This is a genomic window from Corynebacterium sp. CCUG 51687, assembly GCF_024453995.1.
GTDB lineage: Bacteria > Actinomycetota > Actinomycetes > Mycobacteriales > Mycobacteriaceae > Corynebacterium > Corynebacterium pseudogenitalium.
On record NZ_JAGPYT010000001.1, the window covers coordinates 89,104 to 109,544 of the forward strand.

General features: G+C 59.7%; 21 protein-coding genes. 17 read left to right on the forward strand and 4 right to left on the reverse strand.

Annotation, left to right across the window (positions count from 1 at the left end; genetic code table 11):
* Positions 1-15: 15 nt before the first annotated feature.
* The 10 genes from KBX13_RS00410 (at position 16) to pyk (ending at position 8,751) form a co-directional block, all read left to right on the forward strand.
* Positions 16-1,242, forward strand: coding sequence for an MFS transporter (locus tag KBX13_RS00410; protein WP_083290931.1), 1,227 nt, complete (start codon positions 16-18; stop codon positions 1,240-1,242).
* Positions 1,243-1,253: 11 nt separating this feature from the next.
* A complete protein-coding gene (gene hisH, locus KBX13_RS00415; RefSeq protein ID WP_256005147.1) occupies positions 1,254-1,907 on the forward strand; it encodes an imidazole glycerol phosphate synthase subunit HisH in 654 nt (217 codons plus the stop codon).
* Between the two features lie 44 nt (positions 1,908-1,951).
* Positions 1,952-2,701, forward strand: coding sequence for a bifunctional 1-(5-phosphoribosyl)-5-((5-phosphoribosylamino)methylideneamino)imidazole-4-carboxamide isomerase/phosphoribosylanthranilate isomerase PriA (priA, locus tag KBX13_RS00420; protein WP_071572488.1), 750 nt, complete (start codon positions 1,952-1,954; stop codon positions 2,699-2,701).
* 5 nt (positions 2,702-2,706) lie between these two features.
* Positions 2,707-3,531: an inositol monophosphatase gene (locus KBX13_RS00425; protein ID WP_071572489.1), complete on the forward strand. Its 825-nt coding sequence runs from the start codon at positions 2,707-2,709 to the stop codon at positions 3,529-3,531.
* 70 nt (positions 3,532-3,601) lie between these two features.
* Positions 3,602-4,375 (forward strand): imidazole glycerol phosphate synthase subunit HisF, encoded by a 774-nt coding sequence (gene hisF, locus KBX13_RS00430; RefSeq protein WP_070478840.1) that lies wholly within the window; start codon positions 3,602-3,604, stop codon positions 4,373-4,375.
* On the forward strand, positions 4,375-4,743 hold the full coding sequence (gene hisI, locus KBX13_RS00435) for a phosphoribosyl-AMP cyclohydrolase (RefSeq protein ID WP_256000303.1): 369 nt from the start codon (positions 4,375-4,377) through the stop codon (positions 4,741-4,743). Before hisF ends, hisI begins: the two co-directional genes overlap by 1 nt.
* On the forward strand, positions 4,744-5,388 hold the full coding sequence (locus KBX13_RS00440; RefSeq protein ID WP_070362255.1) for a TIGR02234 family membrane protein: 645 nt from the start codon (positions 4,744-4,746) through the stop codon (positions 5,386-5,388).
* A 103-nt stretch (positions 5,389-5,491) separates the two neighbouring features.
* Positions 5,492-6,286: a hypothetical protein gene (locus KBX13_RS00445; RefSeq protein ID WP_070362256.1), complete on the forward strand. Its 795-nt coding sequence runs from the start codon at positions 5,492-5,494 to the stop codon at positions 6,284-6,286.
* Between the two features lie 18 nt (positions 6,287-6,304).
* Positions 6,305-7,195, forward strand: a complete 891-nt coding sequence (gene lgt, locus KBX13_RS00450) for a prolipoprotein diacylglyceryl transferase (RefSeq protein WP_256020248.1) — start codon at positions 6,305-6,307, stop codon at positions 7,193-7,195.
* Positions 7,196-7,305: 110 nt separating this feature from the next.
* The gene (pyk, locus tag KBX13_RS00455; RefSeq protein ID WP_070478976.1) at positions 7,306-8,751 is read left to right on the forward strand and encodes a pyruvate kinase; all 1,446 of its coding nucleotides are present in this window, start codon (positions 7,306-7,308) and stop codon (positions 8,749-8,751) included.
* A 139-nt stretch (positions 8,752-8,890) separates the two neighbouring features.
* Here pyk and KBX13_RS00460 read toward each other — a convergent pair whose 3' ends face one another.
* The 3 genes from KBX13_RS00460 to KBX13_RS00470 all read right to left on the reverse strand — a co-directional run bounded on the left by KBX13_RS00460 (position 8,891) and on the right by KBX13_RS00470 (position 14,024).
* Positions 8,891-11,287: a glycogen/starch/alpha-glucan phosphorylase gene (locus KBX13_RS00460; protein WP_256020250.1), complete on the reverse strand. Its 2,397-nt coding sequence runs from the start codon at positions 11,285-11,287 to the stop codon at positions 8,891-8,893.
* Between the two features lie 60 nt (positions 11,288-11,347).
* The gene (locus KBX13_RS00465) at positions 11,348-12,604 is read right to left on the reverse strand and encodes an amidohydrolase (protein WP_256020251.1); all 1,257 of its coding nucleotides are present in this window, start codon (positions 12,602-12,604) and stop codon (positions 11,348-11,350) included.
* Positions 12,605-12,701: 97 nt separating this feature from the next.
* Positions 12,702-14,024 (reverse strand): DUF4921 family protein, encoded by a 1,323-nt coding sequence (locus tag KBX13_RS00470; RefSeq protein WP_176754849.1) that lies wholly within the window; start codon positions 14,022-14,024, stop codon positions 12,702-12,704.
* A gap of 39 nt (positions 14,025-14,063) precedes the next feature.
* Here KBX13_RS00470 and KBX13_RS00475 point away from each other — a divergent pair, with 39 nt between their 5' ends.
* Positions 14,064-14,462: a hypothetical protein gene (locus KBX13_RS00475; protein ID WP_070362260.1), complete on the forward strand. Its 399-nt coding sequence runs from the start codon at positions 14,064-14,066 to the stop codon at positions 14,460-14,462.
* Here KBX13_RS00475 and KBX13_RS00480 read toward each other — a convergent pair.
* Complete coding sequence (locus KBX13_RS00480) at positions 14,432-15,556, reverse strand: glycerate kinase (protein ID WP_256020254.1); 1,125 nt, start codon at positions 15,554-15,556, stop codon at positions 14,432-14,434. The genes KBX13_RS00475 and KBX13_RS00480 overlap by 31 nt on opposite strands.
* 74 nt (positions 15,557-15,630) lie before the next feature.
* Here KBX13_RS00480 and KBX13_RS00485 point away from each other — a divergent pair, with 74 nt between their 5' ends.
* The 6 genes from KBX13_RS00485 (at position 15,631) to KBX13_RS00510 (ending at position 20,436) form a co-directional block, all read left to right on the forward strand.
* Complete coding sequence (locus KBX13_RS00485; protein WP_070363481.1) at positions 15,631-16,362, forward strand: DivIVA domain-containing protein; 732 nt, start codon at positions 15,631-15,633, stop codon at positions 16,360-16,362.
* Between the two features lie 63 nt (positions 16,363-16,425).
* Positions 16,426-16,962, forward strand: a complete 537-nt coding sequence (locus KBX13_RS00490) for a DUF177 domain-containing protein (protein WP_070362261.1) — start codon at positions 16,426-16,428, stop codon at positions 16,960-16,962.
* A complete protein-coding gene (gene rnc / locus KBX13_RS00495; RefSeq protein ID WP_256020255.1) occupies positions 16,959-17,744 on the forward strand; it encodes a ribonuclease III in 786 nt (261 codons plus the stop codon). Before KBX13_RS00490 ends, rnc begins: the two co-directional genes overlap by 4 nt.
* A 3-nt stretch (positions 17,745-17,747) precedes the next feature.
* Positions 17,748-18,584: a bifunctional DNA-formamidopyrimidine glycosylase/DNA-(apurinic or apyrimidinic site) lyase gene (gene mutM / locus KBX13_RS00500; RefSeq protein WP_256020257.1), complete on the forward strand. Its 837-nt coding sequence runs from the start codon at positions 17,748-17,750 to the stop codon at positions 18,582-18,584.
* A gap of 28 nt (positions 18,585-18,612) precedes the next feature.
* Complete coding sequence (locus KBX13_RS00505) at positions 18,613-20,148, forward strand: sodium:alanine symporter family protein (protein ID WP_256005139.1); 1,536 nt, start codon at positions 18,613-18,615, stop codon at positions 20,146-20,148.
* A 3-nt stretch (positions 20,149-20,151) separates the two neighbouring features.
* The gene (locus tag KBX13_RS00510; RefSeq protein ID WP_256020259.1) at positions 20,152-20,436 is read left to right on the forward strand and encodes an acylphosphatase; all 285 of its coding nucleotides are present in this window, start codon (positions 20,152-20,154) and stop codon (positions 20,434-20,436) included.
* The last annotated feature ends 5 nt before the right edge of the window (positions 20,437-20,441 follow it).

Genomic DNA, 20,441 nt, shown 5'->3' on the forward strand with positions numbered 1-20,441 from the left:
TGGAAGGCACGCGGCATGAAGCCCGTTCTGCTCGCGGTGATGGCAGCGTTCGCCGCATGGGCGGTGCTGCTGCCGGTGATTCCTACGGCGGTGCTCGATGCAGGAGGAACCGAAACGCTGGCCGGGCTTACCACCGGTGTGTTCATGCTCGCTACAGTGCTTACACAGATGGCGACACCTGCGCTGCTGCGCAAGTTCGGGTTTGGCCTGATTATGGGGCTGTCTTCTTTGCTCTTGGGTGTTCCGGCGTTCGCCTACGCGTTGGGAATGGAAGCCGGAACAGTGCTGACTGTGAGCGCGATCCGCGGTGTTGGGTTTGGCGCGCTGACGGTAGCGGAGGCAGCCGTCGTCGCTGAGTTGGTACCGCGTCGCTTGCTGGGGCGGGCGACCGGCACGCTGGGCATCATGGTGGGCTTGTCTCAGATGGTCGGCTTGCCGACGGGCCTCGCCCTGGTCAACGTCATTGGGTATAACGCGGTGTATTACATTGCAGCGGGCGTAGGCCTCATTTCGTTGGTGGCATGCATGTTCATCCCAGCTGTGCCACAAGCGGACCGCGATGAGTTGAGCGTGGCGCACGTGCACGTACCGATGTGGCGGCTTGTGTTTGTTCCGGGCATGGCCTTGATGTTCGTCACCTCAGCGTATGGCGCAATTACTAACTTCCTTCCCGCGGCGATGCGCGATCTCGATCCGGCCAAGGGAGCGGCGCTTGGCGGTGTGATGCTGGGCGTGATGAACTTCGCTTCTATGTTGTCGCGCTACGCAGCGGGTCAGGTCATGGACCGCAAGGGATACCCAGGCAGCATTCTCATTCCGTGCCAGTTCATTGCTGCAGGTGGTGTCTTTCTCATCGCGCTCATTCTGCTTCTTGATCTGCCGGTGTGGTGGATGGCGTTGGCAGCGTTGATCTACGGTGTTGGATTCGGCGCGGTACAGAACGAGGCGCTCACCTTGATGTTCTATCGCTTGCCCCGTTCGAAGAGCTCTGAGGCCTCTGCGATTTGGAATATTGCATTCGACGGAGGAACAGGTCTGGGGTCGACGATGTACGGCATGTTGCTGACAATGATGATGTTTACTCCGATGTTTGGTCTGGCGGCGGCCGTGATCCTTATTGGCGTAGTTATTACGTTGCTGGATAGGCAGCTGGGCAAGCACCGTGTCGTCGAAGTTAATAACTTGTCCGTGCGGCTGAAAAATGTTCAGCCCCCGCGCCTTTATCGGCGGAACGGGCGCTAGAATTAGTCTTCATGACTGCTAACGACATGCCACAACCCCATGTTGCGCTGCTCGACTACGGGGCAGGAAATATCCGATCCGCTCAGCGTGCGCTAGAACAAGTTGGCGCGCGCGTCAGCGTTACTGCCGATCCAGCGATCGCGGTGGAGGCTGACGGCCTGTTAGTGCCGGGGGTTGGCGCGTTTGATGCATGCATGCGTGGGTTGCAGGCGATGCAAGGGGGGCGCATCATCGGACAGCGTCTTGCAGGTGGTCGTCCTGTGCTGGGTATCTGCGTTGGTATGCAAATCCTTTTTGAGCATGGAGTCGAGCATGGCATTGATACCGCTGGATTAGCAGAGTGGCCGGGGACCGTTGAAAAGCTCCAGGCTCCTGTGCTTCCACACATGGGGTGGAACACCGTCGACATAGTTCGCGGCTCGCGCATGTTCGACGGCATTAATATAGACGAGCGCTTCTACTTCGTGCATTCGTACGGCGTTCGCGAATGGACGCTGAAAGCGGATGAGTTCATTGCGCCGCCACTTGTGCACTGGTCGGAGCACGGTGGAGATAAGTTTGTGGCTGCCGTCGAAAATGGCCCGCTCTGGGCGACGCAGTTTCACCCTGAGAAGTCTGGTGACGCAGGACTTCATCTCTTGGAAAACTGGGTGAAGACTCTGTAGCGGGCGCCGAACCTGGCTGAGTTAGATTGGATAAGATGAGCACCATGACTTTTACTTTGTTGCCTGCTGTTGATGTTGTTGAAGGTCAGGCCGTGCGGCTGGACCAGGGGGAAGCCGGGACGGAGAAGAGCTACGGGGATCCCCTGGAGGCTGCTCGCCGTTGGGAAGAGCAGGGGGCGCAGTGGCTGCACTTCGTGGATTTGGACGCTGCGTTTGGGCGTGGCTCGAACCATGAGTTGATGGCGGATATCACTGCGAAGCTGGGTATCGCTGTCGAGCTCACGGGTGGTATTCGTGACGACGCCACGTTGGAGCGGGCCCTTGCCACCGGAGCGAAGCGCGTCAATATTGGCACCGCGGCGCTACAGGATCCGGAGTGGACCTGTAAGGCAATTGAGCGCTACGGCGACAAGATCGCGATTGATATCGCGGTGCGTGAAACTGATGGTGAGTGGCGTACGAAGGGGAACGGCTGGACGTCCGACGGCGGTGATCTGTGGGAGGTTCTGGAGCGGTTCGATGCCGCTGGTTGCAGCCGTTTCGTGGTGACCGACGTGAGCAAGGACGGCACGCTAGCGGGGCCGAATGTTGCACTGTTGCGGGAGGTCGCCGCAGCGACGGACGCTCAGATTACTGCCTCGGGCGGAATCGCGACTCTCGACGACGTCGTAGAAGTGGCCCGGTATACCGATGAAGGGATCGACTCCGTCATTATCGGCAAGGCTCTCTACGAGAAGCGCTTCACGCTGAGTGAGGCGCTGGAGGCCGTCGCAAAGGTATCGAAGGGCGAGTAAACAGCGTGCGGGATCTGCAGGCATACCGAGCTATTGCGTTAGAGGCGGTCGATGAAGCCGCCGAGCTGTTTCGAACACATATCGGTGCAGCTCCAGCGCTCTTTAAGGGCGAAGGTGACTTTGCCACGGAAGCGGATCTCGCCATTGAAACGTTGCTGAGGAAACGCTTGACGGAAGCGACCGGTATCCCCGTGTTCGGGGAGGAACACGGCGGGGACCTCAACGCTGAGGCGTGCTGGGTGCTCGATCCTGTCGACGGCACCTCGAACTACTCGTGTGGCAACCCGATGTGCGCGATCTTGGTAGCGCTCCTTATCGACGGCCAACCGGTCGTCGCGGTGACCGACATGCCTTTGCTGGGGCACCGCATGCATGCGATCTCGGGTGAGCCCGTTGTGCTTGACGGCGACCCATTGCCTGCGCTCCCACAGGGCGTTGATCCTTCGACGACGGCCGCTCAGGTCGGCGTTGCAACCGTTGGTTCGGATGATCGCGCTGCGTTTCCAGCGGAAGGCCGCTTGGCCTTCGTCGGTGAATTGGCTGCCACCTCACTGCGACCACGCATGACCGGCTCGGTGGGCGTGGACTTGGCGTTTGTGGCGTCGGGTGTGTTCCAGGCCAGCGTGAGTTTCTCCCCGCATGTGTGGGATAACGCGGCCGGTGTCTTGTTCGGTCGCTGCGCGGGCGCGACGGTGACTGACGTGTACGGGCAGCCGTGGGAGATGTCGTCGATGGGGGCTGTTATTGGTACGAATGCTGCCCATGCGACTGCGCTCGCGACGGTCCAACGGTGCTTTGAAAGCCCTGATAGGCAGAGTGCTTCGCGGTAGTATGTAGTTTCCGGAACGTATTTGCGGGCTGGAGTAGCGTGGCACAAAACATGTATGGAGGGTAATTACCTTGTCTGTTGCAATCCGTGTGATTCCTTGCCTCGACGTGGACGACGGGCGGGTAGTAAAAGGCGTAAATTTTGAAAACCTGCGGGACGCTGGTGATCCCGTAGAGCTTGCTCAGCGGTACGGTCTGGAAGGCGCTGATGAGCTTACTTTTTTGGACGTAACCGCGTCGCGTGAGGGCCGTGGAACGATGCTTGAGGTCGTCCGTAAGACCGCAGAGCAGGTATTTATCCCGCTGACCGTTGGCGGAGGCGTTCGAAGCGTCGAAGACGTCTCTGAGTTGCTGCGTGCTGGCGCGGACAAAGTCAGTGTGAATACAGCGGCGATTCACCGGCCAGAGCTACTGCGTGAGCTCAGCGAGAAGTTTGGAGCGCAGTGCATTGTCTTGTCTGTCGACGCGCGTCGCGTGCCGAATGGTGGGCTTCCGCAGCCGTCTGGGTTTGAAGTGACCACGCACGGAGGTACGCGTTCGGCTGGTCTCGACGCGGTGGAGTGGGCTCGCACTGGACAAGACCTGGGTGTGGGGGAAATCTTGCTGAACTCGATGGACGGAGATGGGACCAAGGAAGGGTTCGATCTCGAGCTGTTGGAGAAGGTTCGAGCAGCGGTAAGCATCCCGGTGATTGCTTCCGGTGGCGCTGGCAAGGCTGCAGACTTCCCGCCAGCAGTAAAAGCGGGCGCAGACGCCGTACTTGCGGCGTCGATCTTCCACTTCGGCGAAGTGAGCATCGCGGAAGTAAAGGATGCGCTTCGGAATGAGGGCTTTGAGGTTCGCTGATGACTGAACTACGACCAGAAGATGCCGTATTGGATCCTGCAATTGCTGCTCGGCTGAAGAAGAACGACCGCGGCCTGGTTCCCGCCGTGGTGCAGGCTGCTGACACCGGTGAGGTCCTCATGATGGCCTGGATGGATGAGCGGGCGCTGGCGTACACGCTGGAAACGCGACGAGGGACGTACTTCTCTCGCTCCCGTAACGAATACTGGGTAAAAGGGCTCACCAGTGGCGCTGTGCAAGAGGTCCGCGAGGTGCGCCTCGACTGCGACGGCGACACCTTGCTGGTGAAGGTGACCCAGACGGATGGTGCCTGTCATACGGGGGACCGTACGTGCTTCGATGCAGATCTGCTGTTGGAGGATATCTAGGTGAATACGGCGAACCGCGTCGGCGCACTGCTGGTGGGCGTCGGTGGCGCGCTGGCGTGGGTGGGGTCCAGGATGGACTGGTTTACTGTCGAAGTTTTCGACGACCGCGCTGGAGCCAGTACCACTACCGTCGATGGTTCAATGTGGTCTACGGAGATCGCGGCAGTGGCGCTCATTCTGATCGTTGCAATGATTGCGATATTCGCGCTGCGGCGAGTTGGGCGTCGAATAGTAGGTGTGGTGGCCGCACTAGGCGCCGTGGGCGCCGGCGTATCGGGCTTGCGAACCTTATTAGCCGAGCCTGACTTGGAGCGTTTGCACACACTGCTGAGTGCCGGAAGCGGGGAGCAGGGAGGAGCAGCCAGTGACGGGGCGATTGCCGCGTGGGCGGAGATCACACAGGTGCAGCAGCATAGCGCTGGCATTTACCTGGTCATCTTGGGGGCGCTTCTGGGGCTTATTGGAGCGCTCACGGTTGTAATGCGGCCCGGTGTAGATTCCGCGAAGCTCAACAAGTATGAGACAGAGGCTGTGCGCCGTGAAAAGCTAGGTGAAGATCTCGAAGCTCGGCCGGACTCTGGGCGCGTGATGTGGGACGCCTTGGACTCCGGAATTGACCCTACGGATGATGAGGCACGCCGATAAATATTCGGTATACCCCCGTGAAATTTCATGAAATAAATACGCGCGGGCTACGCTGGCAACTGCAACAATAGGCTTTCACCTCGGAGTCACGCGGGAGGCGAGTATGTGTGCCACGGATGTACACAGCGATCTCTTCGCTGCAGTGCAGCGGCAGGTCGCGCGCCGTGAGTCCTTGGTGTCGTTCCAAGAGGTGAAGGATCGCTCGCGGGCAGCTGCATCTGCGCGCGACGCATACGCGGCCGTTGACTCAGACGGATGCGCAATTATTGCCCAGGTACAGTACAACCAGCACGGCGTCCGGACTACGCAGCAACGGATTCACCGAGCGGCACTTGCCGCAGTGGAGCTTGAGATGCAGGGGGCGCAGCTGCTCGCGTGTTCGGGTGCGCTGTTTGGCCGTGAGGTCGCGAACATTGAGATGGACGCAGCGAGGGCAGCAGTGCATATACCGGTGGTGAGCTTGGATACGATTGTTGATCCGTACCAAGTGCACGAGGCTCGCTGCTATGGAGCCGATGCGCTTGTGCTTCGTGCAGATATTCTTGAGCAGCCGCGACTGGAGGCGTTGCTAGATAGAGCGGAGACGCTTGGCATGTCGGCCTTCGTACAAGTCGGAGACGCTGAGGAGGCGGCACGTGCACTTCGGGCGGGTGCATCGGTGTTGGCTGTTGTGCCACCGAAACGTCCATCGGGGGAGACTGATCACTTCGCACTGGGTGAGCTTGTTGCAGGCCTTCCGAGCAAGATCCGCGTGGTGATGATGGCGGATGTGTTGACTCCGCGTGATCTGTTTAACGTCGCTGCCGCAGGAGCAGACGCCATTTTGGCGAATGCCGAAGCGGCTATTCCTTCACTTGCTACCGCCGGGCGACACCCCGCGTGCGCTTCCCGCCGATAATCAGGCACACTAGGGGGCGTGCAAACTACGATTCTGGCAAACATTCCCTCGCCACCACAGGGTGTGTGGCACATTGGCTGGCTCCCGGTGAGGGCGTACGCGCTGTGCATCATCACCGGCATTCTGCTTGCAATGTGGGTGGGCACGCGACGCTATCGTGCGCGTGGTGGTGATCCCGACGTGATTTGGGACGCGGCAATTGTCGCTATCCCCATGGGCATCATTGGCGGTCGGCTCTACCACGTGCTGACGGATCATGATAAATACTTCGGCCCCGGCAAAGATCCACTGCAGGCGCTGAACATTACTGCGGGTGGTTTGGGCATCTGGGGCGCAGTCGCACTGGGCGCGGCGAGCGTGTGGTTGCTGCTGCGGTGGAAGAAGATTGCTGTTGGGCCTGTTGCCGATGCGCTGGCGCCAGGCATCGTGTTGGCCCAGGCCGTGGGACGCCTTGGGAACTGGTTCAATCAGGAACTCTATGGTGCTGAAACGACGGTACCGTGGGCGTTGGATATCTACTACCGCGTTGACGAGCAAGGGGCGTTCGCTCCGCTGACAGGGCGTTCTACCGGTGAGGTCATCGCGAGCGTTCACCCGACGTTCCTCTACGAGTTGGTGTGGAATCTGCTTGTGTTTGCTTTCCTGCTTTGGGCAGATAAGCACTTCAGGCTCGGACACGGCAGAGTATTTTGGCTATACGTTTCTGGCTACACGATGGGCCGATTTGCAATCGAGTTGATGCGTACTGACGCCGCAACACTAATTTTGGGGTTGCGTGTGAACACGTGGGTTTCAGGGCTGCTTTTTGTTGTTTCACTTGGGATTTTCTTCCTATTGCCACGTGGGAGAGAAGCCGAGAAGGAACTCGCTCACAACGATAATGATGATACGAATCGTGATTCGGGGTAGGGTGGTATCCGAAGTGGAAGATAGGCCACACGATACGGCAGTGGAGAATTCACACACTATCTGGCCTTGAAACCACCGGTAATTGTTGAATCGCTACTAGGTTGGATCTCGTGGATAGAAGAACAAAGATCGTATGTACGCTTGGCCCTGCTGTGGCCAGCAAAGAAGCAATCCTCGGACTTGTGCGCGACGGCATGGATGTCGCCCGCCTCAACTTCTCCCACGGCGACTATCCGGACCACGAGCAGAACTACCGCTGGGTCCGCGAAGCCACCGATGAAACGGGACACGCAGTTGGCATCCTCGCCGACCTTCAGGGTCCGAAAATCCGTCTTGGGCGTTTTGAAGAAGGCGCCACCGTCTGGGAGACGGGCGAAACGGTCCGCATCACAGTCGATGACGTGCCAGGCACGCACGACCGAGTCTCGACGACTTACAAGAACCTCGCCAAGGACGCGAAGCCGGGCGACCGCCTGCTCGTCGACGACGGCAAGGTCGGTCTGGTCTGTGTCGAAGTCGACGGCAACGACGTTGTCTGCCGCGTGACCGAAGGTGGCCCTGTTTCCAACAACAAGGGTGTTTCCCTGCCGGGGATGGACATCTCCGTCCCGGCGTTGTCCGAGAAGGACAAGGCGGACCTGCGGTTCGCACTCAAGATGGGTGTCGACGTCGTCGCGCTGTCCTTCGTGCGCTCGCCGGCAGATGTTGACCTGGTTCATGAGATCATGGACGAAGTTGGCCGTCGTGTCCCAGTCATCGCGAAGCTGGAGAAGCCAGAAGCAGTCGACGCCCTGGAGTCAATCATCCTGGCATTCGACGCCGTGATGGTTGCCCGTGGCGACCTCGGCGTTGAGATTCCGCTTGAACTTGTTCCAGGTGTGCAGAAGCGCGTCATCCAGATCGCTCGTGAAAACGCGAAGCCGGTCATCGTCGCTACGCAGATGCTGGATTCGATGATTGATAACTCGCGTCCGACGCGTGCAGAGGCTTCCGACGTTGCGAACGCCGTGCTCGATGGTGCAGACGCCGTCATGCTCTCCGGTGAGACTTCCGTTGGCGTTGACCCGCACAACGTGGTCCGCACGATGAGCCGCATTGTCCGCTCCGCTGAGGCAATGGACAAGGTGCCGCCTCTGAACCACATCCCGCGTACCCGCCGTGGTGTGATCTCCTACTCGGCGAACGATGTGGCAAACCGTCTGCATGCACGCGCAATCGTGGCGTTCACCGCGACCGGCGATACCGCTCGACGCGTTGCGCGCCTGCGCCCAGACCTGCCGCTGCTCGTGTTTACTCCGAAGCAGGAGGTTCGCTCGCAGCTCGCACTGACCTGGGGCGTGGAGACCTTCCTGTGCCCGCCGGTGCACAGCACGGATGACATGATCGCCACCGTTGACAAGTACCTGCTGGCGATGGATGAGTACCAGGAGAATGACACCATGGTGATGGTTGCAGGTACCCCTCCAGGAGTTGCAGGCTCGACCAACACGGTCCACGTCCACCAGCTGGGCGAGGAGGCTTACTGGTCGAAGAAGAAGGAAGAGGAACAAGACTAAGTTCCAAATCGGAGAACACCCCGGGCAGCTGCTCCGGGGTGTTTTGCATCTCGGCTTGTAGCTCGCTAAATCCATGGGGACATATAAAAGGCCTGCCGCGAAGCAACAGCGGCAGGCCTTTTGTAGTAGGAGCTACAGGCTAGTTAATCGGCGTCGGCTCGATCTTCCAGACCTCGTTCGCGTAATCGCGGATCGTGCGGTCAGAGGAGAAGCGACCGGATTCGCAGATGTTGATCCAGCACTTGCGTGCCCATGCATCTGGGTCCTCGTAGTACTCCTTGGCCATGCGGTCGCGGGTCGCGCGGTAGTCCGCGAAGTCGCCCAGCACGTAGTAGACGTCGGCTTCGTCGAAGCCGAAGCCCTCGAGCAAGGAAGCGCGGATGTTGTGGAACGCGCCGGTGCCGCAGTCGTCCAGGGTGCCGTCGACCAGTGCGTTGAGCACACGGTGCAGGCCTGGGGTCTGCTCGGCGGTAGCCTTCGGGTCGTAGGAGCGCTGCAGCTCAGGCAGATCCTCCTCGAGAGCGCCGAAGATGTAGGCGTTCTCTTCACCGACAGCGTCAACGATTTCCACGTTTGCGCCGTCCATCGTGCCCAAGGTCAGCGCACCGTTCATCATGAACTTCATGTTCGAGGTGCCCGACGCCTCCTTGCCGGCCGTCGAGATCTGCTCGGAAACATCCGTTGCCGGGATGATGTGCTCAGCAGGGGAGACGTTGTAGTTCTCCACGAAGACCACATGCAGGTACTTCGAAACGACTGGGTCGTTGTTCACCAGCTCGCCGATGGCGTTGATGAGCTTGATGATCCCCTTTGCCATCGTGTAACCAGGTGCAGCCTTCGCGCCGAAGATAAAGGTGCGCTTCGGTACGTCGGTCTCGCCGTCTTCCTTGATGCGGAAGTACAAGTCGATGATGTACAGCGCGTTCATCAGCTGACGCTTGTACTCGTGCAGACGCTTGATCTGCGTATCGTAGACGGAGTCCGGGTCGAGGACCGAACCCTGACGCTGCTCGATCCAGCGAGCGAAGTCTTGCTTGTTAGCAGCCTTGATCTCCCGCAGTTCCTTGAGCACTGCAGGATCATCAGCGTACTTGCGCAGCTCCTTCAGCTTGGACAGGTCCGTGGTCCACTCATCAGAACCAGACAGGCGGTCGAGCAGGGATGCGAGACGCGGGTTGCACATACGCAGCCAGCGACGTGGGGTGACGCCGTTGGTCTTGTTGTTGAAGCGCTCTGGATACATGGAGTACCAGTAGTTGAGCGTGTCGCGCTTCAGGATCTCGGTGTGCAGCGCAGCCACGCCGTTCACGGAGTACGAAGCGTAGCAGGCGATCCACGCCATGTGCACCTTGCCGTCGTGGACTGGGGAGTAGTGGTGTGCGTCCTCCGGGCCAATGCCACGGGACTCCATGTCGAGGCGGTAGCGGCGGTCAATCTCCAGGACAATTTCCCAGATACGCCAGAACAGCTGCTTGAAGATGGACTCGTCCCAAGTCTCCAGAGCCTCCTGGAGCACGGTGTGGTTCGTGTACGCGAAGGTCTGGGTGGTGACGTTCCACGCCTCTTCCCAACCAAGACCGTGCTCGTCCATGAGCAGGCGCATGAGTTCCGGAACCGCCAGCACCGGGTGGGTGTCGTTGAGCTGCACTGAGTTGTGCTCGTGGAACTTGCTCAGATCCTCGCCGTGGTGCTCGATGTAGTTGTCAATCATCTCCTGCAGCGAAGCGGAAACGAAGAAGTACTGCTGGCGGACGCGCAGTACCTTGCCTGCGTACGTGGTGTCGTTCGGGTAGAGCACGCGGGTGATGTCGTGGACAGCCTCGCGCTCCAGGATGGCGTCGGAGAAACGCTGCGAGTTGAACGCATCGTAGTCGAACTCGTGGATTGGGGATGCGTCCCACAGACGAAGGGTACCAACGTTATCGGTGCCGTAGCCGGTAATCGGCATGTCGAACGGTACTGCTCGAACCGTCATGTCGTCGAACTTCACGATGCGCTGCTGGGAGGTGCGCTCAACAACGAACGGGTAGAACGATTCCTTCCAGGAATCTGGGTGCTCCTTCTGGAAGCCATCGACGAACTCCTGGCGGAACAGGCCGTAGCGGTAGAGCAGGCCATAGCCGGTGACCGGGTAGTCCTGCGTCACTGCGGAGTCCAGGAAGCACGCTGCGAGGCGGCCAAGGCCACCGTTGCCCAGCGCGGCGTCGTGCTCTGCCTCGAGGACATCGGTCAGGTTGTGGCCGAGCTCTGCTGCTGCAGCCTCAGCCTCTTCCACCATGCCCAGGTTCGTGAGGTTGTTCAGCAGTGCGCGGCCTTGCAGGAACTCTGCGGAGAAGTACGCCTGCTGACGAGTAGCCGAGTAGGCCTTTTGGGTTGCATCCCACTTGTCGGCAATCTGCTCCACAACGGCGGCCGAGAGGCCAGTCCAAAACTTGTTATTGGTGGATGCCTGCGGGCTGCGTCCAGAGAAACCACGAACATGGCCGGCGACAGTGTCCTGCAGTGCCGGTACCGATGTTCCTACAGTGTTCTTCATAAAAACCTCAGATCTCTTGATGTATCGAATTGGAATGCGTCAAGCTCAAGCGTAACGGCGTTACGGCTGAGCAAGATACGTCAGAACCGCCGTGAGTCCGGCGTTGGTAGCTGCCTTCACCGTTGGGGCGTAGTCCGGCAAGAAGGTCGGCATGTGGTTGACAGGAATGTCTTCCGCGACCCTGTTTGCCGTGACGGCCGCGTCCCACTGCGCCTTTGGGGTGCACCCGATAAGCCAGTAGAAGTACGGCACGTCAAACGCCAGGGGAATGACTGGGAAGTCCTCAGACACTGTCTTTCGGTCGGCTTCAGCAGACTCATGCTTGAAAACCTCGTCGAAAGACTGGCGGACCTTTGCGTACACCTCGGCGTCATTGCTCATAAGTTCTCCGTGAGCGAAGTACTCGAACGTAGGCGCTTCGGTGGCACCCGATGCTTGCACCTCTGCGCGAACAACCCGCTCGATGGAGGCGTACATCTGCTCTTTTGTCTTGTTTTGATAAAAGCGACAGTTGAATACGAGTTCCGCGGAGTCGGGGATAATGTTGTTCGTCGTTCCAGCGTGCAAACTGGCAACGGTGACGACTGCGAAGTCAGAAGGATCGACTTCCCGGCCCACGAGACCTTGCAGGCGGGCAATGATCATCGCTGCCGTAAACGTTGGGTCTATGGCGTTGTGTGGCATAGAGCCGTGCGCACTTCGCCCCGGGATCGTAATCCTGATGGAGTCACATGCCGCGAACTGGGGACCCGCTTTTGACATCACGGTTCCCGCAGGTCCGGGCATTACATGCTGGCCAAAGCAGACGTCAGGACGCGGGATGCGTTCCAGAAGTCCGTCATTGACCATCGCTTCTGCCCCTACCCCCGGCTCTTCTCCTGGCTGAAACAGCGCAATGAACGTCCCACGCCAGGCGTGGCGGGTGTTGTCCATAAAACTGCACATACTGAGAAGTGCCGTGGTGTGCATGTCATGGCCACAAGCATGCATAGTGCCGACGCTCGTGCCGTCCTCAAGACGCACCTTTTTCTTTGAAGCGTATGGAACTTCGGTAGATTCCGTAACTGGGAGCCCATCGAAGTCGGCACGGAACAGTACAGTTGGCCCGTCACCGTTGCGGAAGACCGCACAGATTCCGTAGCCCCCAATCGGTGCAATTACTTCGCAGTCGAACTGGGTAAGTTCGGCGAGGAGCCGTTGGTGCGTCTCCTCTTCTTGCATCGATAGCTCGGGCGTGGTGTGCATGAATTCGTAGAATGCACGCTGCCACGATTCGTCAACGACGTAACTGTTGAGAATATCGTTGATGTTGATCATGTACGTCCCTCTGTGCGTCACTCCGCACGTGCTTGCTTAACTACCATCACATTAAGTAATACCAGTCTTTTGGGAGGAAGGTATAAACAACTTTGGTCTAAAGGACTGGGTTGTAGAGGAGAGAGTTGCGTGACGGGGCACATTCTGTGGCAATACGCAGCGACTTTGTCACATTCCCGGCATCGCGGAGTCGGTAGAGTTTGTCCACCATTTTGTCACGAACATCAAACGGGGAAAGCGTATTGACGTAAATTTTAGTGCCGCCTTCGAACCCGGCGAGTGTAGAAATACGCCACTTAATGTTCACCCTCCATGGCATCGGAAGGTCCAGATCCACAGGCCGGTAGTGCCACTCCTCGTTGCACGCGACCTCGGGTCCCATCGCTGCGTGGATCGCGTGTACGAGGTCCGACAGACCGCGCACTTCCTGCTCCGACTGCTCCCATGGTGCGCAGGTTGCGGACTTGGAATAGATGGAGACGGTGGGGTAGCGGTGCCCGATGCCTGCGATGGCGATTGCGAAGTCGTTCTCCGCGATCACCAGGTTGTGGTAGAACGCGTAGTTCACTCCCCATTCGTTATACATGTTGATGTTCTGGCGCAGCTTTGCAATCTCCATCTCGGCCTGCACGCCACGCGCGTCGACGGTGACGAGCTGCTTGTGCAGGTGGTCGAAGGAGGCGCCAGCAGGCGCAAGCCAGTTTTGGAAGACCACGACGTACGGGGAGTAGGGATTCTTTACGACGAGGTCGTGGAGGGAATCAACTGTGAACTTGAAGAAGGCCCCGTGCTCGTCTTCGGTGAGTGTTCCGGAGCTTGCTAGCTGTGTGTCGTCGGTGGCACCGTCGACGAAATGGCGTCGAGCAATAATGACGTCGTGGCCGCCGCCGAAATACGCGGGCGCGATCTCCAAAAGTGACGCCTCGTCGCGGTCGGGATTCTCCCCGGAGGCCTTGAGGCGGGTGCGAACGATGTCGAGGACGTGGGCCTTGCCGGCGGGGTCCGCGAGGTAGCGGTCCATGTGTTCCTGCTGGGACTGGGGCATGCTGTAGCCGTAGTTCTTTGCCCAGTAGTCGTAGGAGACTATCTCGAAGAGGTTCGGTACACGGCGGAACTCGGCGGTGGTGGCGTCGAGCTCTTCGGGCATCGCGTTGCGGACGATCTCCCAACCATCCCGGGTGCGAACCATGCGTGACTTCTCTGGTGGGGTGCGAAGCTGGTGGGCGTCACAGAAGTTGCAGTGCTCGTGAAAGTCGGAATCGCTGAGCGGGTGCGGGGTTCCTGAGGGGTGGGAAAGGGGCCGGTTTCCTCTGCCTGGGACCGTCCAAACCTCGGTGCCGGAAAATGGGTTGACTTGCTTGATCGTGCCGTCAGCCATGGTCGTCAGGGCGTCACGATACGAGTGCACTGGAAAAGTCATACCTGCTACGTTACTCCCCGGTGTATTAGCCTGTTCGGCATGGCGATCATTCAGTTCCATGTGCTGGCCCCCGATGCGTCGGCAGAAAAGTTGGCGGAGGCGTACCAGCGCGCAATCGATATTTTGGTGCGGCGCGAAAAACTCACTGCCGGAAATGTTGTGTACACCCCGCATGTAGCGTTGCCTAGCGAGGTCACCGAGGAACTGGAAGCAACATACGTGCAGGACAGGCAGGTCTCGGCTGAAGAAGAGGGTGCCGCCCTCCAGCGCTACGACATCGAAGTTGAAGGCGCGAGGAGTCTGAACAGCCTGGCGATGGGCCTGTCGCGGATTCTGACCCCGCGAGCGCAGCTTCCATCAGACCCCGTCGCGTTGGAGCAGCAAGACCAGTTTGAGACGCCTGCGCTTTACCCCTGGACCGTCGAGGTGTTCAGGTAGCGAATCGCCGCCTCGCGGCCTGCGCGGCGGAGTTGCTCACTGGTGTCAGCGATGTTTTCAAGGGGGACTGCGATTGCTTCACCAGCGGGTTCGGCGTCGAAGCTACCCGCCACAATTACGCAGACAGCACCCGCATCAGCGGCAAGGTCGCTTACTGTGCTGGCAACCTTGCCAGCGGCGGTTTGGGCGTCATAGCGGCCCTCGCCGGTGATGACGAGTCCGGACTGTGCGATAAGATCTGCGAGCCCGCTGGCGTTCGCGATGACGGGCGCACCGGGGGAGATGGAGACGTGGCTGGCATCGCCGTGCAGGAGCGTTGATAACCAGGTGATGCCGATCGCGATTCCGCCCGCAGCCCCGAAGGCCGGGGTAGTGGGGTCGAGACCTGCTACTTCGCACAGCCTGGCCAGCCCGCGGTCGAGCTTGGCCACGTCTTCTACGGAAGCGCCCTTCTGAGGTCCAAATACAGCGGCGGAGCCTTCCGGTCCCGTAGCGGGCGAATCCACATCGGTGAGTAGTACCCAGTCGAGCGCGCCTGCGGGAATGTTGACCTTTGCGGTATCAAGGTCCGCGAGGCGCTCGAGGTCGCCGCCGCCAGGCTTGAGTTGATAGCCCTCAGCGTCGACGGGGTTGGCGCCAAGGGCTACGAGGATGCCGGTGCCACCATCGGTGGTTGCCGAGCCGCCCAAGCCGAGCATGATCCGTGTTGCGCCACGGGTTTGTGCGTCGGCGATGAGCACTCCGGTGCCGTAGGTATCGCCGGTCAACGGAACTGGTGAATCTGCGACGGCGGGTAGCCCAGAGGCGGCAGCGACGTCGATAAACGCTGTGGTTGAAGCGGCATCATAGGTGTAGGTAGCCTCCGTGAGGCGCCCCGCGGCGTCCGTGGTGGGCAGGGTGATGCGCTCGCCCTTGAACAGTTCGGAGGTGCCTTCGCCGCCGTCGGCCATTGGGGCGAGTTTGATGGTTGCGTCCTTTAATATCTCGCGGACGCCTTCTCCGATCCACGTTGCGGCCTGCTCAGCCGACGCCGTGCCTTTGAATGCGTCTGGGGCGATGGTGACTGTGGTTGGGGTACGCAATGCTTCATCCATGAGGGCAAAGTGTAGTGCATACCTTCCGTTGTGTTGCACACTCAGCGCAGTGGTTCTCGGGTACGATGACCGACATGTATCGCGTTTTTGAAGCACTTGATGAACTCGTCCAAATCGTCGAGCAGGCCTACGGCGTGCCAATATCAAGCTCTTGCCTCGTGCCGCGCAACGAAGTGCTTGCGCTGTTAGACGATATTCGTGACGCAATCCCGAATGAGATGGACGACGCTCAAGATGTCCTCGACCGGCAGGACGCTATCTTGCATGGTGCACAGGAACGCGCGGACGATTTGGTGGCTCAAGCCAATGCAGACGCGAAGCACATTATGGATGAGGCAAACGAGCAGTCTCAAGAAATGATTGACGACGCCCAGTCCCACGCGACCATGCTGGTGACCAACGCTGAAGAGGACTCCCGCGATATGGTCAGCCGCGCACGCGAAGACGCGGAAGCCACCGTGGCGCGAGCACAGGAAGAAGCTCAGCGCCTGGTTGAAAACGGTCAGAAAGAATACCAGCGCTCAATTGATGAGGGCTTGGCGCAGCAGGAACACCTTGTTTCCGAGGCAGAGGTCATGCGTCGCGCAGACGAGGAGGCGCACCGCCTGGTCGAGCAGGCGCACGCGGAGTCCTCGCGTCTGCGCGGGGAGTGCGACGAGTTTGTGGATTCCAAGCTTGCGGAGTTTGAGGAGTCACTTTCCGCAGTGCTTCGCACAGTATCTAAGGACCGTTCTGCGCTCCGGCGTGGCGCCGGCGTCTCAGGCGGCAGCCAACGCGCGGAGCGTTACGACTACGGCGAGCATTAGGAACGCACAAGAGAAAACCAGGTAGCACTTCCGGAAGAAAACCGATGTAGAGTTTGGGTTGCTATGGCTAAAAATCCTTTCATTATTCAAGTAGCTGACGCTCTGCACGGCGACGGCATGCCGGTAGTTGTCCACAACGTGGGCCCAGCTCCTTCCCGCATCGGGCCGGAGATGATAGCAATTCCGGAAGGCCAGGAGGTGGCCGTCGACGCTACCGTGACCCCGCTCGGTTCTGGCGTGATGGTCGACGCCACCGTGACCGCGGTACTGGAAGGGCAGTGCGTACGCTGCCTGCGCACCCTGCAGCCGACGGAAACGCTGCGTGTCTCCCAGGTGTTTTCTAACGGCGACGACTTCATCCAGGGTGATGAAGAAGTAGAGGAAGACGCAGGATCCGGGGATGAGATCATGCGCATCGTGGAAGAAACGGTTGATCTCGAGCAGGCCTTCGTCGACGAAGCTGGCCTCACACTGCCGTTTAACCCGACCTGCCAGCCTGCATGCCCCGAAGACAGCGACGTTCCGGCACCAGACGGCATCAGCGGCGAAGCAACCGACGCGGTGGATCCGCGCTGGGCTGGATTGGAGAAGTTCCTATGAGCCGGCGTTCAAAGAAGAATCGCGTCAGCGGCGAAGAAGCGTGGAACAGCGCGTTCTCCGAAGTAGACCATGCGCCTCTGCTCGAGTGGCTGGGTGTGGATCTGGACGACGAACTGTTGCGACTCGCCTTGACACATCGCTCCTTTGCCAACGAGCACGACTACCTGCCAAATAACGAGCGGCTTGAGTTTCTCGGAGACGCAGTGCTCGGTCTGACCGTAGCCACGAAGCTCTTCGAGATCTACCCTTCGAGCTCCGAGTCGGTGCTCTCCCCGATGCGGGCCTCAATTGTGTCACGCTACGGGTTGGCGGATGTCGCCCGTGGCATCGAGCTTGGTAAGTACGTGCTGCTTGGAAAAGGCGAGTTGCATACCGGTGGCAGGGACAAAGAGTCCATCCTCGCCGATACGACGGAGGCGCTCTTTGGCGCGATCTATCGGCAGCACGGATTCGAAGCAGCCCGCGACGTAATTCTTAAGCTCTTCCACGAGAAGCTCCACAACGCGACGGCACACGGCCACAGGCAAGACTGGAAGACTGTGCTGCAGGAACGCCTCGCGGAACGTGGCATTCCAATGGTCGAGTACGAAACGACGTCTGAAGGCCCCGAGCACGACCTCGAATTCACGTCCTACGCCATGATCCTTGGGAAGAACCGTGGGCGCGGGGTAGCGCGGAATAAGAAGCTCGCCGAGCAAGAAGCAGCCAGGGAAGCAGTGGCGTTCCTTCAGAAGCACCCGGAAGCGCTCGTTCTTGAGCAGCAGACCCAAGACAAGGCGTAGCTGATGCCCGAACTGCCGGAAGTTGAGGTCGTGCGTCGTGGCCTGAACGAGCACATTGTTGGCAGGACATTCGACAGCATCGAGGTCGCACACCCCAGGGCGGTCAGGGATAACACCGTCGATTTGGCAACAACTCTTCCCGGGCTCCGCGTCACGGGCACCGGACGCCGTGGCAAGTACCTCTGGCTGACGCTGTCCGACGGAGCCTGCCTCCTGGTGCACCTTAGAATGAGCGGACAGATGCTGGTCGGCGCGCCGGGCAGCGTGGACAGTCCACACGCGCGGATTCGCGCCAGGATGGGCGACGTGGAACTGGTCTTCGTGGATCAGCGCACGTTCGGCTCGTGGCAATACTGCCAGCTCGTCGACGGTATCCCTGAACTCGCGAGCCACATCGCGATGGATCCCTTCGAGGCGGGTTTCGATGTTGACGAAACTGCGGCGTTGATGCGTAAAAAGCGATCGGCCGTCAAAACGGTGCTGCTCAATCAAGCCGTGGTGAGCGGTATTGGCTCCATCTACGCTGACGAGGCAATGTGGGCCGCGCGAGTCGCGCCGTGGCAACGGGCAGATACACTCGCTCAGGAGAGTGCGGTCGAGCTTCTCGACGCATCACGTGACGTCATGGAGCGTGCACTCGCCCAAGGCGGAACGAGCTTCGACTCCTTGTACGTGAACGTCAATGGTGCCTCGGGGTATTTTGCCCGCTCGCTGAATGCCTACGGGCGCGCGGGTGAACCTTGCGCCCGCTGCGGGGACGCCATTGTGAAGACGGTCGTGAACCAGCGGTCGAGTTATTACTGCCCAACATGCCAGGATCCTGAGCAAAATCGCGAATAATCCTGTCATTGCGACTAGGATTCTCCGCATGGAAAAAGCAACCGAGTTCATTGACGGAACTCTCAACGGCATCATCTGGGACATTGTCCCGTGGCTCCTGCTTGCTGCGGGTGTCTACTTCGGGCTACGTACCTTGTTCGTACAGGTCCGACTGCTTCCGGAAATGTTCAAGGCGGTCACTGAGACCCCGAAGGGCAAAGACCGCGACGGGCGCGATTTGGACGAAGAATACGGCGGTATTTCTGCGTTCAAGGCGTTTACCATTTCCGCTGCTTCCCGCGTGGGCACGGGCAACATCGCTGGTGTCGCTCTCGCGATCTCGGTTGGCGGGCCTGGCGCAGTGTTCTGGATGTGGATGATCGCCATCGTGGGTGGCGCTACCGCGTTCGTCGAGTCCACGCTGGCACAGCTGTGGAAGACGAAAGACGAAAGCGGCAACTACCACGGTGGTCCCGCCTACTACATGACGCGCGGACTCGGGTGGCGCCCGCTCGCCGTGATCTTCGCTGTTGCGCTCTCGTTCACCTATGGCTTTGTGTACAACGCAATTCAGACGAACTCCATCGTTGAGGCCGTCGGCGGTTCTGTTGGCTCCGACTCGATGACGCTGAAGCTGATTGTGGCAGTGATCCTTGCTGCCCTGACTTCTGCCATCATCTTCGGCGGTGTGACCCGTATCGCGAACTTCACGCAGGTCGTCGTTCCTTTCATGGCGGTCGCCTACATCCTGGTTGGCCTGCTGGTAGTCATTCTGAACATTCAGGAAGTTCCAGGGATGATCGCGCTGATCGTCGGCCACGCCCTGGGGCTGAAGCAGGTTGGTGGTGCGACGCTGGGTATGGCGTTTGTCTGGGGTATGCGCCGTGGTCTGTTCTCGAACGAGGCCGGCCAGGGGTCCGCTCCGAACGCAGCGGCTACTGCGACGGTATCGCACCCGGTGAAGCAGGGACTGGTGCAGACGCTCGGCGTGTACTTCGACACCCTCGTTGTGTGCTCGATTACGGCGTTCGTCGTGCTGCTCGGCCCTGAGATCAACTACGGCTTGGATGATGTACAGGGTGCATCGTTGACGCAGTCCGCCTTGGCGGCAACGGTGGGTGCGTGGGGCACGCACTTCATCACGTTCATTCTCTTCTTCCTGGCGTTCTCGTCAGTGATCGGTAACTACTACCTTGCGCAGGCGAATATTGAGTACCTCTCGGACTCGAAGACGGTGCTGAACATTTTCCGCTGCGGTGTCATCGTCTTTGTGTTCTTCGGAGCGTTCGGCTCGATTCCGCTGGTGTGGTCGCTTGGCGACACGATGGCGGGCACGATGGCCATCATCAACATCATCGCGATCGTCCCGCTTGCGGGTGTCGCCATCAAGCTGCTCAAGAACTACAACGAGCAGCGCGTCCAGGGCATCGACCCGGTGTTCCACCGCGACATGATGCCTGAGGTCAAGAACGTAGAGTTCTGGGACGGCTCCGACCCGGTCACGCGCCGCAGCCTGGAGGACCGCATCACGGCTTCCGAGGCCCGCGCCGTAGGTGAAGACAACGAGCAGGGCGGTTTGAAGTAGCCGATGGCCGCCATTCGTATGACCGCGTTTGTGCACGGGCACGTTCAAGGCGTCGGGTTCCGCTGGTGGACCCGCTGCCGGGCCTTGGAGCTCGGCCTACAGGGGTATGCGAAGAATCTTGTCGACGGCCGCGTTGAAGTAGTCGCGGAAGGCGACGAAGGGGACGTCGATACGCTGAAGCGACTACTGGAAGAACAGCCCTCCTCAACGCAACGACCGGGCCACGTGGACATAGTAGTCGCGCAGTACGGTGAGCCTCGTGGGGCGGAAGGCTTCCACGAACGGTAAACTCA